Origin of the sequence: Acinetobacter sp. ANC 4805 (genome assembly GCF_022549495.1) — a bacterium.
Classification (GTDB): Bacteria; Pseudomonadota; Gammaproteobacteria; order Pseudomonadales; family Moraxellaceae; genus Acinetobacter.
The window spans coordinates 34019-51012 of sequence record NZ_JAKZGD010000010.1; the positions used below are offsets into that span (position 1 = coordinate 34019).

Consider the following 16994-nt stretch of genomic DNA (forward strand, 5'->3'; position numbering starts at 1 on the left):
TATAGAGTTACACCCCTGAACATGCAATCTTTTCTCGACCTAAGTCGGTTTTTTTCGTTAGCATATTTCCTGACGATAGAGTCAACTCATTTTTATTTTTTTCATCATTTTTGCGTACTTAATATGCATTTATCGGTTTTTGAAGCCAATTTTTTCCATGCAGTAACAAAATTATCTTCACCACGCATACTTTCATCTACAGCTTGAAACTCTACTGGATTCAACTTTTGATATTGACTACGACTTGCTGACACTTCAGCCAATAGACACATTTGTGTTTTAGGTCGATTATCTTTTAAGAATTTAATTTGGGTAACAGTAGGTGCAATATGCGGATCATCTGTTAAAGCACCTGCAAATTTTAAATTGAGCGCTCGCTCTAAGTATTGATAAGCATCATGATACGACCAATAAGGTTTGGCTTTATTCGAGCTTTCATATTGCTGTGAAGCCTGTAGCATTTGTTGCGAGAACTCTTTCGCATTTGCCATATACTTGGCTTTATTTTCTGGATATTGCTGTGAACGTAAGGTCGCAATAAAGAAAGCAATGCGAACCGCATTATTCGGGTCTAACCAGACATGGCTATCAATCGTATTCGCTAATGCTGCACCACGTAGACTTCGTTGTGGCAAGATCGTCAAAATACCTGAATCTAAAAGTGCAATTGCCTTATGATTTTTATTGAGTAACTTTTCTAAAGGTGCTTCATGCACTTTACCTAACCATAACACCAATGAAGCGTCTTGAATTGCCTTACGATGTGCAGGTGTGAGTTGTACATCATGTCCGCTTTGATCACCTAATAATAGAATAGGCTCTTCCACCCCTTCCGTTACTTCTTTCGCAATCAAGTAAATCGGATGCGTTGAGACCACCAAACTTTGAGTCCATCCCCATGTACTTAACATCGAAAAGAAAACAAAAACAAAAAGGCGTAACATCTCAACAGTACTCAATTCAGCAGAACACGTTATAATATAACAAAAGTTAAAAAATGCCTATGGCTATTTTAAGATTCATTACTCTATCCGCCACGCGCTTAACTTATATATAGCTCGTTATCCTGAATTGCATGTTATGATAGCGAGTCTATTGAAACGTCAATAAAAGCTACGGCTCATGAACAATCAATAGATTCTACAAAAATAATGGGGTCAACTTATGGGTTCTTGTTCTCATGAACATGACAATGCTTTACATGGTGTCCACGGTCATCACGATATTAAAGCTCGACTTGCTGAAGCAGAAAGTTTATGTGCTGCGGTTGGCGCTCGCCTAACCCCTTTGCGTAAAGAAGTACTTGAACTCATTTTAAATGCATCTGCACCGATGGGGGCTTATGATTTATTGGCTAAAATTAAAGGACAAGCAGACCGCCCTGCTGCCCCACCTACGGTTTATCGTACTTTAGACTTTTTACTAGAAAAAGGCTTAATTCATAGATTAACCTCTATCAATGCTTATATTCCATGTTGTCATCCACGTGAAGGACACCAAGCTGCCTTTCTGATTTGTACTGAATGTCATTCAGTGAAAGAGGCTTCAGCACAAGGCTTGATTCAACAGCTTGATCAACTTGCTGCTTCTGATCAATTTTTTGCACAGCACAGCATCATTGAAATTTCTGGAAAATGTCATCAGTGCAACACACGTCAGTAAGCACTCCACTTATTCAATTGGAGAATATTTCTGTTCGACGTGATGAGCGAGATATTTTGAGAAATATTGATTTTGCATTACAAGCAAAAGAAATTGTAACGCTCATAGGGCCAAATGGTGCAGGTAAGTCGACGTTAATTAAAGTCTTACTTGGCATCATGTCACCCAATAAAGGAAAAGTTCACTTTTCTAAGAAATTAAAACTGGCTTACGTCCCTCAAAAATTCAACCCTTCAGCCAGTCTTCCCTTACGTGTTCAAGACTTACTTGATTTAGAAATTTGCACTGCTGATTTACGTGAAGAAATTAGTCGTGATACAGGGATTCAAAAACTGCTGTCCTCAAAAGTACAACAACTATCAGGCGGTGAACGACAACGGGTTTTACTGGCACGCGCTTTACTACGTCAACCTGATATTTTAGTGCTTGATGAGCCAATGCAAGGTTTGGATATTCAATCCGAAGCTGAACTCTATGACTATGTCCGCAGCTTACCTGAACGTTATGGTTGCGCAGTGTTAATGGTCTCACATGATTTGCAATGGGTGATGCAAGGTACGCATCGCGTGGTCTGTCTCAATAAGCACATTTGCTGTAGTGGTTTACCTGAAAGCATTCAACAGCATCCTGAGTACCAAGCTATTTTTGGCACTCAGCGCATGTTCTACCAGCATCATCACAATCATTGTGGGCATAGTGACCATGCCGAACCATGCTCACATGATCCGCGCCCACATATTCACCCCGAACCAAAGGTCTAAGCAATGATGGAATGGTTACAACTACTATTACCTGCTTGGATTATGGGGTCGCTACTGGTATTCCTGACAGCACCACTCGGCTGCCTGATGCTTTGGCGCAGAATGTCTTTTTTTGCCGACACCATGGCGCACGGAACTTTACTAGGTGTCGCCATTGCAGGTTTATTGCATTTACCTTTTTGGTTAGGTGTAGCCAGTTTAGCTGCATTATTGGTGGCAATTTTATGGGTTCTGCATGATTCTCGCCTACCCAATGACGCCCTACTCGCTCTAAGCTCAGCAACCTTACTCTGCTCAGGCTTGCTCTTGATTCAGCATATTCCGAGTTTACGTCCCGAATTATTGAGCTATTTGTTCGGTGATCTACTCAGTATCGAGTGGGCTGATTTACCCATGTTTGCCGTGGTCATTGTGAGTTCTCTGGCTGTGCTTTATCGCTCATGGTCAGCGCAAATCCAAATTGCGATTGACCCTGATATTGCCATGAGCGAAGGGGTCAGTGCGAACTGGCAACGTTTAATTTTCATGCTATTACTGGCTTTATTTACTGTACTTGCGCTACGTGCAGTGGGTTCACTACTGATGGGCGCATTGCTCGTCATTCCTGCGCTGAGTGCACGTTTGCTTGCACACTCACCTAAGCAAATGGTGATTTGGGCATTTTTACTGGCGCAATTCGGTGTCACTGTCGGTTTATGGTCAAGTGCAGCATTAAATATTGCTACAGGTCTTAGTATCGTTTTATGTATGGCGCTTTGCTTTGCACTCATTTTTACAGTGCAGAAACTTTTACCAAGTTTCAAAACCAATTAACCGTTTAGACAAGCAACCAACTTCTTCTGATTATTCCTGTTCGCAATGATGAGCATCGTAAAATTCGTCAGAAATAAACTATTAAGCTCTGCCGACATCAGGCACAATCATGGCATTAAGTCACTTAAAAATAACGAACTAAGGAGAGCTTCATGACTGCTCAATCTGTCATTCTTCCATTACCGTCCGACCATGCTCGTTTTATTGTTTTACGTTTAAAAGATTTAAATATTTCGGAACTCAAGCAGCAGATTGAAGCTCTGCTTTCAACTCGTGATCGTCTTATCACCCAACACCCAAACGATCAGATTAAAACTGCGATTGCATTTGGTCCTGAGCTTTGGTCAAGACTTTATTCACAAACGCCTGAGGGGTTTAAACAACTCGACCCTCAACAAGGGGCATTTAATATGCCTGTCGTACCAGCCGATGTGTTTATTCATATCGCCAGCGCTCGTGCCGATATTTGCTTTGCCATCAGTCAAGCATTCTTCAGTGGCATTCAAAACAAAGTTGATGTTTTAGATGAACGCGCGTGTTTCCGTTTCTTTGATGGTCGCGATATGACTGGTTTTATTGATGGTACAGAAAATCCACAATTTCCAGATGACCGTGCTGAAACAGCATTACTTCCAGCAACAGCAGATGCTTTTGCGGATGGAAGTTTTATTTTTGCACAACGCTATATTCATGATTTGGCAAAATGGCAACAGCTCAAAGTCGATGCTCAAGAACATGTCTTTGGACGTACCAAACTTGAATCTATCGAACTTGATGACGATATCAAACCTCAAAATTCACATGTCGCACGTACCGTGGTTGAAGATGAGGATGGCGAAGAGATGGAAATTCTACGTCATAGCTTACCTTATGGAGATGGTAGAGGAGAACAAGGTCTATTTTTTGTTGCCTATACCAACAATCTCAGTATTCTCGATGCAATGCTAAAGCGCATGTTCGGCACAACGGGTGATGGTATACATGACCGTTTATTGCATTTCACCACAGCGGTTGATGGTGCTTATTATTTTGCGCCTAGTGATGAATTACTCGAACAGGTTTTACAAGCTTAAAGAGAAAAATGCTATATCTCTCGTTGATATAGCATCCCCATCACCACATTGAAAAATAAAAGTCTGAAAAGATTTATATGAATATGTTAATTCCACTTCAATCACTCTCCCCTTAAGCCCTCAAAATTTGCTATATTTGACGTTTTTCCGCGACATTTATTTCGGTAACTATGAATACGGCAATACAAGCAGCTCTTGATCATGCGGTGCAATCCCTTCAACAACAAGGGGTACTTCCTTCAGATTGGACAAATACGAGCCATTTAACCCGTACTAAAGACCGAAGTCACGGTGATTTTGCTTCAAATATTGCCATGATCGGCTCTAAAGTCGCGGGTATGAAACCACGTGATCTTGCTGAGAAAATCTTGGCTGCTCTCCCTGAAGTAGCTGATATTACTAAAGCAGAAATTGCTGGTCCTGGTTTTATTAACTTCTTCTTAAATGCTGACCAACGTTTCGCTGTACTGGATCAAATTCAAGCACAAAAAGATCAGTACGGCCGCACTCAAGTCAATGCAGCTAAAAAGATCCAAGTCGAATTTGTTTCTGCCAACCCAACCTCTAGCCTACATGTAGGACATGGTCGTGGTGCGGCCTATGGAATGACTGTTGCTAACCTACTCGAAGCAACAGGTGCAAAAGTTGACCGTGAGTATTATGTCAACGATGCAGGTCGTCAAATGGATATTTTGGCAACCTCAACTTATTTACGTTATTTAGAACTCACAGGACAAACTCTGGTTTTCCCTAAAAATGCTTATCAAGGCGACTACGTCAAAGAAATCGCGCAAAGCATTATTGATAAAGATGCCGATGCGTATGTTCGTCCAGTTGCTGACATTTATAAAGATGTGCCTGAAGACGTTCAATATGCCGAAGAACTCGATACTGAAGGCAACAAAGTTGTCCTTGCTGGCGACAAAGAAAAACATATTGATGGTTTAATTGCCAATTCACAGCAACTCATTGGTGCTGGCTACCGTGTATTCCACCAAGCAGCGTTACATGCCATTTTAGATGACATCAAAGATGACCTTGCTGACTTTGGCGTGACCTTTGATCAATGGTTCAGCGAAGCTTCATTGGCTGACAAAATTGATGAAGCGCTCGAAACCTTAGATCAACGCGGTTTCCTCTATGAGAAAGAAGGTAACATTTGGTTTAAATCAACTGAATTTGGTGATGAAAAAGACCGTGTTGTGAAACGCCGCAATGGTCAAACCACATACTTTGCATCTGATATTGCTTACCACTTAAATAAGTTACAACGTGGCTACACCGACCTCATTGATATTTGGGGCTCAGACCACCACGGCTATATCTCACGTGTGAAAGCAGCCATTGATGCAATGGGTTATGACTCAAAGAAATTGACCGTGCTTTTAGTTCAATTCGTGAGCTTATGGCGTGGTGGCGAGATGGTGCAAATGTCATCTCGTTCGGGTCAGTTCGTGACTTTACGTGACCTACGCAAAGAAGTGGGCAACGATGCTGCACGTTTCTACTATGTGATGCGTAAGTCAGAACAACACATCGACTTTGACTTAGACCTTGCAGTTTCACAGAGCAAAGACAATGCAGTGTATTACATTCAATATGCACACGCCCGTATTTGCCGTATGTTAGAAAAAGCAGCATCTACACATCTCAGTTTTGATGCTGTTTCGGCACGTGAACATGCAAATCGTTTAGAGCTTGATGCTGAAACTGAAATTTTAGCGAAACTTGCCGCTTATCCAGATATTTTAGTACGTGCAGCAAATGCGTATGAACCACATCAAATCGGCAACTATCTGAAAGAGTTAGCAGCCTTATTTCACGGTTGGTACAACGAACATAAAGTCCTTGGCGATGATGTGACACTTACACAAGCACGTTTATTACTTTCAATCAACGTACAGCAAGTTTTACATAATGGCTTAGAATTACTCGGTGTATCTGCACCTGAGACAATGTAACTAGCAAAGCAACGCTTTGCACATTGTCGCAAGACAAGGGCTATGCCCACGTAGAAATGTAATCAGCAAAGCAACGCTCTTGCAACATTACCCAGATCGTAAAACAAACAAAGCATTATTTTAAACATAATGCTTTGTTTTTAAGCAGTTTCAAGTTACAAATAACCTAATAGGATTAGGATCAAGAGGAATTTCAGGTGTTTGGAAAAACGCAACGTGGTGTATCTGAACGACCAAACAAGCCCAAAAAACCACTTATTCCCAAGTGGTTAGGAATGCTTGTCGCAATTCTTGCGATCCTTTGTGCAGGCGTCATGTTAATGCTATGGCAGCCGTGGCAACCCGTCCCCGCAAAGAATCAAGTTACTTCAGAACATTATGAAGAAGAGGACACCAATAAGGATTATCGTTTCTACGATCTATTGCCCCAACAACAAGTCACTCCAATTCCTGAACAGGCTGTCCCTGAAACCAAACAAGAAGGTAATGTTGTGATTATTGAATCACCAAAACCTGAAACAACCACAGCAGATCCAACAACCATCACATCGACTGAACCAACTGCACCAGTTCAAGCCAGTTATATCTTACAAGTGCGTAGCTATCCAGATCCAGATAGCGCTGATGCACGTCGTGCGGAAATTATTTTGAATGGTTTATCTGCCGATGTTATAAAAACGGTTGAAAATGGGCAAACATGGTATCGTGTTTTCTCTGGTCCTTATGATAGCCAAGATGCAGCACTTGCTGCTCAACAAACCTTGCAACACAGTGGTATTGATTCAATTGTAATTAAACGATAAAAATCTTCATGAATGAAAAAAGGGAGAACCAGTTGTTCTCCCTTTTTTCATGTTTGAAAATTTATGCACACTGTGAATGTAAACTTTTTTGCTCAGCGTGCTGAAATGCTGAACGCTGCTGAACACGTTGGACAAAGGCTTGAATATTTGGATATTTACCATGTAAACGTTTTTGAATTGCAATCAGTGGAAATGCCATTTGAATATCTGCAAAAGAAAAAGCTCCAGCAAAATAATCATGCTCTCCCAAATACTGCTCCAGATATAGCATATGTTCTTTCATTCGAGGGCGAACAAAGCCAGCTTTCACGCCATCGGTAATTTTTTCAGCAACAGGTCGAATAATCCACGGAACATGCTTACTCACATTATTGATGACGAGAGTCATCACCAATAAAGGCATGAGAGAGCCTTCAGCGTAGTGCATCCAATATGAGTATTGGAGCTGATCTTTGAATTGCTGTGGTTTGAACTGTTGTTTGACATCATACTGCTGTTGCAGATAATCCAAAATAACAGCCGACTCCACAATGACATTCTCATCATCCACCAGAATTGGTGCTTTACCTAGCGGATGAATCTGTTTCAAACTTTCAGGAGCTGCGTAGCTAGGTAATCTCTGATAATACTCAACTTGGTAGTCCATACCAAGCTCTTCTAATGCCCACAAAATACGGAACGAACGTGAGCATTGTAGGTAATGTAAGGTAATCATTTTTGTGCCTGCTTTGTCTACGCAACTGCTGTATGAATCCCTCTCACAGTTACGTTTAGAATTATGATTTGCCCAAGCACAATAGCATTTTAGTCTCAAACAATCACGGTTTGTATGTCTAAACTGCGTAACAAAGTTTTCGTCACCGGTGTTTTACTACATACATTCAGCAACTTCTCTTGTAACGCTTGTGATGGAATCTGCTCAAATATAATACGACGAGTCATCTTTTCTTGCTGTTCGCGGTTGGTATGAAAATCAACTTCAACACTGAAATCACCCAAGTCTATTTGCTTATGCTGCGCATACATGCGTAAGGTAATCATGGTACATGATGCTAAACTTGCAGTCAGAAAATCATAGGGCGCTGGCCCTGTATCATGCCCTCCAAAAGATTCTGGTTTATCTGTGAGAAATTGATGTGAGCCACTTGTCACCTCTCCTTTCCACGGTTCGGCTAAAGCCTGAACTTTTGCACTCGCAATCACACTCATTTTGAAGCCCTCATTTGCTCAGGTAATACAGGTGCTTCGAGACGCTTCCCTTGATAATCAGGAATTTCACCAAAACGAGCATCATGATTGATCCAATCTTCTCGTGCTTGCTGTAAATCTTGCATGGTACGTCCAACGAAGTTCCACCACAGCAAAATTGGCGACTCAAACGGTTCACCCCCGATGAGTAACACACGATGACCTTCAGTCAGTTCAACTTCGATTTCAGTCAGTCCCGTTTCCAACACCACCATATTATCGGCATTGAGTTCATGCCCATTTACCTGAGCGATGCCCTCAAGTGCCATAAAGGCATATTCAAAGTTTGGATTAAGTGGAATACGGGTTTTAGTATTTGCTTGTGCGGTTAAGTCCACACCAACCAAAGGTGTATGTACTTGCACAGGAGAAACCGTATCAAGGAAATCCCCCACTAAAATGGTAAATTCAACCTGATCTTTAGTTACGACAGGTAGCTCTGGATAGTGTTCGAACTTTGGCTCCATATTGCGCTTGTCATCAGGCAAAGCAATCCAGAGTTGTGCTGCATGCATTTTGGTTTCAATGTCGGGTGCAACTTCCGTATGCGAAATTCCATGACCTGCTGTCATTAAATTCACTTGTTTAGGACGAATCAGTTGTTTTGAACCCAGACTATCAGTATGCATCATGGTGCCTTCAATCATCCATGTAAATGTCTGCAAACCAATATGTGGGTGCGGCCCAACATCTAAACCATCTCCCGCAGGAAAACTCACAGGTCCTGCATGATCAAGGAAACACCACGCCCCAACCAAACGCTTCTGACGACTCGGCAAGGCTCGCTTAATGACTGTGCCCTTACCAATTTCTGCCGAGCGAATCGTGAATTCTTGAATAAACTGATTGATATAAGTTTCACAATCTTTGGAGTTAGAAATATCGTAATCGTTATTATTGCTCATGATATCGCTCTCTTTTACCTATGCTATTGCAATGAGTTGTTTTACTGATCTTAACAATACAATCATCATTCAATATAGTCTTTTGGTAATACGCAGAGTGCTATGCATGAGACAATCTTTATTGTTATTCGACAGCCTGACATATCAATGTGGTGGCATTTCCACAATAAGGCTTGTTAAGCGTCGAACAATAGGCAAAAACATGAGAACGACAGGATAGGCAATCAACCATGAAAAAAACCATGTTGACAACCACTTCGCTGCAAATCCATCTATTAATCCAACATTCATTAGTAAGTTCATCAATGATAATGTTGCGCTCATCAGCCCTGACAATAATAATGGCATAACCCAAGCAGCATATCTTGCAGGTAATTTAGTAAAGGAAATCTTCTTTGTTTGTTTCATGCCATTTTCCCCCATACTCATTCAGCCTGTTTCTTTACGTGTTGTTTTAGGTTCTTCATGAATTGACCGAACTGCGGCAAGAATTCTTCGAATAGTGGATGATCTTTATTTTCCAGCATCACTTCACTAAAAAGTTTTAGCCCCACCGCAAAAGATGTTGTGGTTTGATCATCGAACAACTCAGCTTTTTTCAAACGCTCAACGATCTCGAAAATATCGTCATGATTCCCTGTATAGAACTCTAAACGCTCGGTATAGGTCGAGGCTTGCCCTTTTGCATCTTTTAAATGTTGCACCGTGACATGGTATTGATGTTGTTTCATCATTTGCTCCAATGAATTTTTAATTAAGCATTCTCTTTGATTTCGATCTGCATCAAATCAATTTGAAATTGAGTAAATACGGCTTCTAAGGACTGTAAAAATCGTGCTTGTTTTGCTGTGGTTAAATCTGCACAGCGAATTTGTAGCAATTGATTTTTAGAAACTCGCGGAAGACTAAATTTAGTTTCAGCACGATGGAATTGATAACTCACCAACAAACCTGCCAAGACAAGATCACTCACCACGCGATAGACGGTTGCCAAACTTAACTGCTGCTTTTGTAGGTTTAGACCTTGGTAAATTTGTTTCGCGGTGAGGTCATCCGTCTGTTGTACCAGTAAAGATAAAACTGCCATGCGTGGATGCGTCACTCGTAATCCTGCCTGTTTAATTTTCTGCTGTAGCGCTAACATCCTTCGCCCCCAACTTATAAACGCCCAATCGCAATTGCGGCTTGATCAATCTTTTCAGCAATTTGATAAATTTGTTCTTGCTGTAGGTCGGCAATATTGAGTTTTAATCGCAATGCTGTTTTTAGATTTTCCATAGCACGATGAATCTCTATCAATTGATCGTTGTTATGGATTTCACGTCTAATGCGTAGTTTTTCCAACAACGCGGTCAACATTTCCTGCTGATCTTTTAGATAAGCTTCACCATATTCAGTGACTTGGTATTGCTTACGCTCGACATCGAGTAAGGAAATACAGTTCATTTCTTCTAAACTGGTGAGAGTTGGGTAAATTGTTCCTGCACTTGGTGTATAGCCATCGCCAACTAAATCACTAATTTCTTTAATGATTTCATAACCATGTTTGGGACTTTGCTGAATTAAATGCAGAACTAACAGTTTCATACGTCCTGATTCAAATAAACGTCCACGGCGACCTGTACGGTGATGCTCTCGATGGTGAATATCTCGTTCGCTTTCATGATGATGATCTGATTGATGTTGCATCTTTATTTTTCTCATATTGACTAATTTATGCATATAAAGATATATCTTAATACATCTTTAATCAAGTTAAGATATATCTTTATATTTTATACTTTTGATATTTAATGCGTTATTTACTTTAAAGAAAGAACTTTAGGAAAGTTAAGTAATAAAAAAGAGCGTCTGAGCGCTCTTGTTATTGGCAATAGGTGTCAGATATGTTTACAAAACAATCAAGTTGTTTCAAATGCATCTTTCCTACTCTTTATAGAATTATGAACATGTAAGCAAAAATTTATTCAACCCTTAAGGTAATGAATTGGGTCATGTTATAGTTAATGGTAATTGCAAACCAACAAAGCATCAATTTTCATAATGATTTTACTTCTTGACATTGATGGAGTTTTGGAAACTTCTCCTCCTTGGAAAAAACCAGAGTTCCTAGAAGATAGATTCTATAAATTCAATGAAAACTCTCGAAAAAATCTCATTGAAATTATTGACAAAATAAATCCTGAAATCATTTTGACCACTACTCACAGAATTAATTACAACTTAATGGAATGGAATCAAATTTTTGAATTGAGAGGTATACATGTTGGTAAAATATCTAAAATAAATGATGTAAAAAAAGCCATCGACATTAAGAAGAGAAATGTTGAAATTGAAGAATGGTTTTCAAATAATAGAACTGCTGAATTTTTAATCATTGATGATGATAAAAGTTTAAACGAACTCACTGATGATTTAAAAAATCGTTGGATACAAATAGACGCTATGCTTGGAATCACCGAATCAATAAAAAATCAAATATTGGAAAAAATAAATAATTTCAACTACCGCTAACATGGTATTGCCAAAAAGCGGGGCTAAAGTGCAATTTTTTTATTGGCTATAGCAAAAAGCCGACTTGGAAAAATCGGCTTTTTTAGACTAAAAATCTTCATTAAATACTTGAATGAAATGGATAAGAACCCTATGGGTACTGACTTAATATAAGCTTGAAAGATGAATTCTATTCAGTCGAATCAAAGGCCTCATGGTAACTCACATCCCCTTTGGGAATATGGTTAATAAAACTTATAGCTTGGAAATATTCATGAGGTACACCTGGTAAGTTTAGATCAGGATATGATTTAAAACCAAATCGACCATAATAATTTGGATCTCCTAATAAAACACAGCCTTTGCCACCCAATTGTTTTAACTTCTCAAGTGATGCATTCATTAAAAGTGATCCAACGCCTAGACCTTGTTTATTTGGCAAAACGGAAATAGGACCTAAGCCATACCATCCTGTTTCACCTGAAGAAATTATCACTGGCGAAATAGCAACATGACCAATAATAGTTCCATCTTCTATAGCAACTAAAGAAATAGTAAGTTGTTTATTTTTCCGTAGGTTATTCACAATGAATTGTTCGGTATGACTAGAATGTACTTCATTTAAAAATGCAACTTTTATTAATTCTTCAATATATTGAATATCTTCTGGCTGCTCATCTCGAATGAGTATATTCATTAAACTTTTTCCTAGTGTCTCTTCGATCATTATTCTAATTTTATCAAATAAAGATAGATATCTCTGATTTAATCACTTAAGTCTTGCTAAAATTAACATAAACAAACTTATGCGAAATAAATTTAAAACATTTATTTCAAATCAAAAAATTGGATAAATCCACTTGATTCTAAAACAGCAAAAAGCCGACTTAGAAAAGTCGGCTTTTTTGATCTATTTTAGAGGTTTTTCAAATACCGCAAAATCCCTCTGCCGCGCGCAGAGCGCTTGGTGTAAAACTGGCAAGCAGCGTTGCTGCTTGAAACCCCAGTTTTACTCCCATTCAATCGTTGCTGGTGGCTTAGATGACACGTCGTAAACAACACGTGAAACATCTTTAATCTCGTTCATGATACGGGTTGAGATTTTATCAACCAAATCATACGGTAAATGAGCAAAACGAGCTGTCATAAAGTCAACCGTTTCAACAGCACGAAGCGCAATCACCCATGCATAACGGCGACCATCACCGACAACACCCACAGATTTTACAGGTTGGAATACCGCAAATGCTTGCGCAGTTTTATCATACCAACCGCTTGCACGAAGCTCTTGCATAAAGATGTCATCAGCAAGACGAAGAATATCAGCATATTCTTTTTTCACTTCACCCAAGATACGCACGCCCAAACCTGGACCTGGGAATGGATGACGATAAAGCATTTCATGTGGTAAACCTAAAGTTGTACCTAAACGGCGTACTTCATCTTTAAACAAATCACGAATCGGCTCAACCAATTCAAAAGCTAAATCATCAGGTAAACCACCCACGTTATGGTGTGATTTAATCACATGTGCTTTACCATTTTTAGTTGCAGCAGATTCGATCACATCTGGGTAAATCGTACCTTGTGCAAGGAAGTTTACGCCATCAAGCTTACGTGCTTCTTCAGCAAATACTTCGATGAATTCACGACCAATAATTTTACGTTTTTTCTCAGGATCAACTTCGCCTGCAAGCGCAGTTAAGAAACGCTCTTCAGCATCAGCACGAATCACACGGATGCCCATGTTTTTTGCAAACATGTCCATCACTTGTTCACCTTCGTTTAAACGAAGCAAACCATTGTCTACAAATACGCAAGTCAACTGATCGCCAATCGCACGGTGTAAAAGTGCAGCAACAACAGAAGAATCAACACCACCAGAAAGACCTAATAGAACTTTTTGATCGCCAATTTGCTCACGTAATTGTTCAACACGTAAGTCAATGATGTTTTCAGAATTCCAAAGATTACGACATCCGCAAATATTGTGAACAAAGTTAGATAATAACTCAGCACCTTTCGCTGTATGTGTCACTTCAGGATGGAATTGAACACCATAGAAACGGCGTGTTTCATCACTTACCGCTGCAAATGGACAGCTTGGTGTACTTGCAGTAACAGAGAAACCTTCTGGAATCACACTGACTTTATCGCCATGACTCATCCAAACATTGAGCTTGTCGTCACCATCATTGAGATCACCCAACAATTGATCACGAACCAATACATCAACAGCAGCATAACCAAATTCATGTACTGTGCCTGGCTCTACTTTACCACCCAGTTGCTCAGACATGGTTTGTAAACCATAGCAAATACCCAAAACAGGTACGCCTAATTCAAATACCAATTGCGGTGCACGTGGACTACCTTCTTCATGTACGCTTTCAGGGCCACCTGACAAAATAATCCCGTTCGGATTAAATGCACGAATATCTTCTTCAGACATATCATATGCATACATTTCAGAGTAGACACCTGCTTCACGCACACGACGTGCAATCAGCTGGCTATATTGAGAGCCGAAATCCAGAATAAGGATGCGATCTTCAGTAATTTGAGTATTGGTCGTCATGGCTAATCAGAAAGGCAAATGAATTAAGCGCCATATTCTAACATTTTTCACGCTTTGGCGCATCGCAATTCATCATCTATCTTATTTTTTAACTTTTATCGCCAATCATGACTGATATTTAAACTAAAATTTCATAAAATGATGCCTAAAAAGAGTGTTAAATCAACTCTTCTTGGCGATTCTGATCAACAAAAAATAGAATTTGGTGCTAAGATGATGAGTCGAAAAGATGCATGACCACGGAAAGGTATGCAATATCGGCACCATCGTTTCCTTTTTGTGCAGTTGCACTATCCTTGGAAAGAGGAAAACTAAAAAGGTAACTAAAAGCCTAAAAATATTGGCTCGGTCAATATTCTAACATTTTCACTATCATCTATGGCTTGCCCTATCACGAGCAACAATTAGGACTTGAAGGACCAATAAAATAATGTTTCAAGAAATGATTGCGGATTTTCAACAGAATTTCTGGTTATATATTTCGATCCCATTTATTAGTGGCTTTATTGGCTATGTAACCAAAGTTATTGCCATTCAAATGATGTTTGCGCCACTTGAATTTAAGGGACTAAGGTTATTTGGTCTTCCAATCGGATGGCAAGGCATCGTCCCACGAAAAGCTGAAAAAATGGCGACCATAGCCGTTGAGTTAATGACCTCGAAGTTAATTCAACCCCAAGAAATTTTTGCCAGACTGGATCCGAAAAGGATTGCTCAAGAAATTGAAAAACCATTAATGGCTGCTGCCGAAGACATTACCCGTGAAGTTGCACAACAATATCAACCGGGTCTATGGGAAGGTATGCCTGAGTTCGCACGAAAGAAATTAATTAAGCGAGTTCAAGCCAAAGCCCCTGAGATTGTTGAACATATCATGGGCGAAGTACAAAAAGATGTCATCAAATACTTTGACATCAAACACATGGTGATTAGCAATCTCCTCAAAGATAAACGTCTCCTCAATGAAATCTTCAAAAAAGTCGGCAAACAAGAATTTAAATTCTTTAGTAACGTTGGCTTTATTTTTGGTTTCGCCATTGGTGTGGTGCAAATGTTGTGTTGGGTGGTCACTCAAGGAAAATACCCTTGGATGCTGCCGATGTTTGGTGGCTTTGTCGGTTTCTTCAGTGACTGGATGGCTTTACAAATGATGTTTAGACCATTGTACCCAAAGAAGATTTTGGGCTACACATGGCAAGGTTTATTCATCAAACGTCAAAATGAAGTCGCAGCCGATTATGCAGCCTTAATTTCCAAGCAACTGCTTACATCACGCAATATGATGGAAGAGCTTTTTTCTGGAACAAATTCAGATAAAGTCATCGAACTTGTCAGTCGCCATGTCAAACAAGAAATTGACCTACAGGCAGGTATTGTTCGTCCATTGGTTGTTTATGCGATTGGTGGTGAAAAATATCAAAATCTGAAAGCAGAAGTTGCCGAACGTATTTTAAAACAACTCCCAGAGACGATGCGCTATGTAGAGTCTTATGCCGAAGATGCCATGGATGTTCGCACGACCTTAGTCGAACGAATGCAAAAATTAAGTCCTGAAGAATTTGAAGGCATGCTCCGTCCCGCATTTAAAGAAGATGAATGGTCATTGATCATTGTTGGCGCAGTATTAGGTTTCCTTGTTGGGGAAATGCAAATTCACTTTATGCTCTAAAGCAATACCATCAGAATCAAACAAGGAAGCTAAGGCTTCCTTTTTTATGCTTAATGCAAGTGTTTTTCTATTTTGATCACTTCAATATCAGTGGGTTTGTGACGATGAGTATCCACCTCTCCGACTAACCGAACATGATCACCGACTTTCAAGCCCGCCTTACGCCAAATATCATCATCAATTTCGATGCCAATCGTGCCACTCCGATCTTTAAACTCGTAATGATCACTTCGTAAATGTTTTGTAATTTGACCCGTTAAGGTAACGCCTGTTTCATCTGCCAGTTGAGCAATCTGAGTGACCGTCACCACATTTTTTGCCGCCTCTTGCACAATCACATGATCACCTTTACCTGCCCATGTGAACGTTGACAATCCTGTTAAAATGACGATCCCACAACTGACTAGTATTTGTTTCATTGTACTTCCCTCATGGTTTTAACATCTTATTATCTAAACAGAATTAAGCCCTTATTTAGGCTTCAGTTTGTAATCAAGCGTCAACTTTATGTATATCAAAATCTAACCCCACTCATCGAAGTGGGGCAACTGATTACGCTGTCTTATTTCTCAATCACATGATCTAAACTCAAACGACCAGCTCCATGCAACATTAAGTAAAATAAACCACCCGACATGGCTAAGTTTTTCATGAAGTTAATTTGTTGCATTTGATCATCAGCACCATGAAAGATAAATGCGGTAATGATGCTAAAAATACCTAAACCAAACGCAGCAAACCGTGCTTGGAAACCAAATAGCAAGGCAAGACCACCACCAAACTCAACCAAAATGGTCAAAGGTAACAATGCAGCAGGCACACCCATCGCCTCCATATAACCAGCGGTAGCACCATAGGCAGTTAACTTGCCCCAGCCTGCAATAATGAAAATATAAGCCATTAAGATACGTGCAATCAGTGTGACAACATTTTCGACACTAGGTTGCGTTACAATATTTTTTACAACAACATTCGGATTAAACATGACGGATTCCACACTGTTTGTTTTTTAACATAACAACAGTTTA

20 protein-coding genes are annotated in these 16994 nt (G+C 39.8%); 8 read left to right on the top strand and 12 right to left on the bottom strand.

The window, feature by feature from the left end; translation table 11 throughout:
* Positions 1–104: 104 nt before the first annotated feature.
* On the bottom strand, positions 105–944 hold the full coding sequence (locus tag MMP60_RS13275; RefSeq protein WP_241336830.1) for a metal ABC transporter substrate-binding protein: 840 nt from the start codon (positions 942–944) through the stop codon (positions 105–107).
* A 220-nt stretch (positions 945–1164) separates the two neighbouring features.
* Here MMP60_RS13275 and MMP60_RS13280 point away from each other — a divergent pair, with 220 nt between their 5' ends.
* The 6 genes from MMP60_RS13280 to MMP60_RS13305 all read left to right on the top strand — a co-directional run bounded on the left by MMP60_RS13280 (position 1165) and on the right by MMP60_RS13305 (position 7073).
* Positions 1165–1662, top strand: coding sequence for a transcriptional repressor (locus MMP60_RS13280; protein ID WP_241336832.1), 498 nt, complete (start codon positions 1165–1167; stop codon positions 1660–1662).
* Complete coding sequence (gene znuC, locus MMP60_RS13285) at positions 1635–2423, top strand: zinc ABC transporter ATP-binding protein ZnuC (protein WP_241336834.1); 789 nt, start codon at positions 1635–1637, stop codon at positions 2421–2423. Before MMP60_RS13280 ends, znuC begins: the two co-directional genes overlap by 28 nt.
* 3 nt (positions 2424–2426) lie before the next feature.
* A complete protein-coding gene (gene znuB, locus MMP60_RS13290) occupies positions 2427–3236 on the top strand; it encodes a zinc ABC transporter permease subunit ZnuB (protein WP_241336836.1) in 810 nt (269 codons plus the stop codon).
* Positions 3237–3388: 152 nt separating this feature from the next.
* Positions 3389–4309 carry a Dyp-type peroxidase gene (locus MMP60_RS13295; RefSeq protein ID WP_241336837.1) on the top strand — a complete coding sequence of 307 codons (921 nt, stop codon included), beginning with the start codon at positions 3389–3391 and terminating at the stop codon, positions 4307–4309.
* A 170-nt stretch (positions 4310–4479) separates the two neighbouring features.
* Positions 4480–6270: an arginine--tRNA ligase gene (gene argS, locus MMP60_RS13300; RefSeq protein WP_241336839.1), complete on the top strand. Its 1791-nt coding sequence runs from the start codon at positions 4480–4482 to the stop codon at positions 6268–6270.
* Positions 6271–6467: 197 nt separating this feature from the next.
* The gene (locus tag MMP60_RS13305) at positions 6468–7073 is read left to right on the top strand and encodes an SPOR domain-containing protein (RefSeq protein WP_241336841.1); all 606 of its coding nucleotides are present in this window, start codon (positions 6468–6470) and stop codon (positions 7071–7073) included.
* A gap of 61 nt (positions 7074–7134) precedes the next feature.
* Here MMP60_RS13305 and MMP60_RS13310 read toward each other — a convergent pair whose 3' ends face one another.
* The 7 genes from MMP60_RS13310 to MMP60_RS13340 all read right to left on the bottom strand — a co-directional run bounded on the left by MMP60_RS13310 (position 7135) and on the right by MMP60_RS13340 (position 10915).
* Positions 7135–7788, bottom strand: a complete 654-nt coding sequence (locus tag MMP60_RS13310) for a glutathione S-transferase (RefSeq protein ID WP_241336843.1) — start codon at positions 7786–7788, stop codon at positions 7135–7137.
* A 95-nt stretch (positions 7789–7883) separates the two neighbouring features.
* Positions 7884–8282: an OsmC family protein gene (locus tag MMP60_RS13315; protein ID WP_241336845.1), complete on the bottom strand. Its 399-nt coding sequence runs from the start codon at positions 8280–8282 to the stop codon at positions 7884–7886.
* Positions 8279–9226, bottom strand: a complete 948-nt coding sequence (locus tag MMP60_RS13320) for a pirin family protein (protein ID WP_241336847.1) — start codon at positions 9224–9226, stop codon at positions 8279–8281. Before MMP60_RS13320 ends, MMP60_RS13315 begins: the two co-directional genes overlap by 4 nt.
* A gap of 144 nt (positions 9227–9370) precedes the next feature.
* Positions 9371–9649: a DUF2798 domain-containing protein gene (locus MMP60_RS13325; protein ID WP_241336941.1), complete on the bottom strand. Its 279-nt coding sequence runs from the start codon at positions 9647–9649 to the stop codon at positions 9371–9373.
* Between the two features lie 2 nt (positions 9650–9651).
* The gene (locus tag MMP60_RS13330; protein ID WP_241336849.1) at positions 9652–9957 is read right to left on the bottom strand and encodes a DUF3861 domain-containing protein; all 306 of its coding nucleotides are present in this window, start codon (positions 9955–9957) and stop codon (positions 9652–9654) included.
* 23 nt (positions 9958–9980) lie between these two features.
* Positions 9981–10370, bottom strand: coding sequence for a transcriptional repressor (locus MMP60_RS13335; RefSeq protein WP_241336851.1), 390 nt, complete (start codon positions 10368–10370; stop codon positions 9981–9983).
* 14 nt (positions 10371–10384) lie between these two features.
* Entirely contained in the window at positions 10385–10915 is a 531-nt protein-coding gene (locus tag MMP60_RS13340; RefSeq protein ID WP_241336853.1) for a PadR family transcriptional regulator, read from the bottom strand.
* 354 nt (positions 10916–11269) lie between these two features.
* Here MMP60_RS13340 and MMP60_RS13345 point away from each other — a divergent pair, with 354 nt between their 5' ends.
* The gene (locus tag MMP60_RS13345; protein WP_241336855.1) at positions 11270–11740 is read left to right on the top strand and encodes an HAD domain-containing protein; all 471 of its coding nucleotides are present in this window, start codon (positions 11270–11272) and stop codon (positions 11738–11740) included.
* A gap of 169 nt (positions 11741–11909) precedes the next feature.
* Here MMP60_RS13345 and MMP60_RS13350 read toward each other — a convergent pair whose 3' ends face one another.
* Positions 11910–12416, bottom strand: a complete 507-nt coding sequence (locus MMP60_RS13350) for an N-acetyltransferase (protein ID WP_241336857.1) — start codon at positions 12414–12416, stop codon at positions 11910–11912.
* Between the two features lie 312 nt (positions 12417–12728).
* On the bottom strand, positions 12729–14297 hold the full coding sequence (gene guaA, locus MMP60_RS13355) for a glutamine-hydrolyzing GMP synthase (protein WP_241336858.1): 1569 nt from the start codon (positions 14295–14297) through the stop codon (positions 12729–12731).
* Between the two features lie 442 nt (positions 14298–14739).
* Here guaA and MMP60_RS13360 point away from each other — a divergent pair, with 442 nt between their 5' ends.
* On the top strand, positions 14740–15966 hold the full coding sequence (locus tag MMP60_RS13360; protein ID WP_241336942.1) for a DUF445 family protein: 1227 nt from the start codon (positions 14740–14742) through the stop codon (positions 15964–15966).
* Positions 15967–16016: 50 nt separating this feature from the next.
* Here MMP60_RS13360 and MMP60_RS13365 read toward each other — a convergent pair whose 3' ends face one another.
* Complete coding sequence (locus MMP60_RS13365; protein WP_241336860.1) at positions 16017–16385, bottom strand: NirD/YgiW/YdeI family stress tolerance protein; 369 nt, start codon at positions 16383–16385, stop codon at positions 16017–16019.
* Between the two features lie 143 nt (positions 16386–16528).
* Positions 16529–16951, bottom strand: a complete 423-nt coding sequence (locus tag MMP60_RS13370) for a DoxX family protein (RefSeq protein WP_241336863.1) — start codon at positions 16949–16951, stop codon at positions 16529–16531.
* Positions 16952–16994 lie beyond the last annotated feature (43 nt).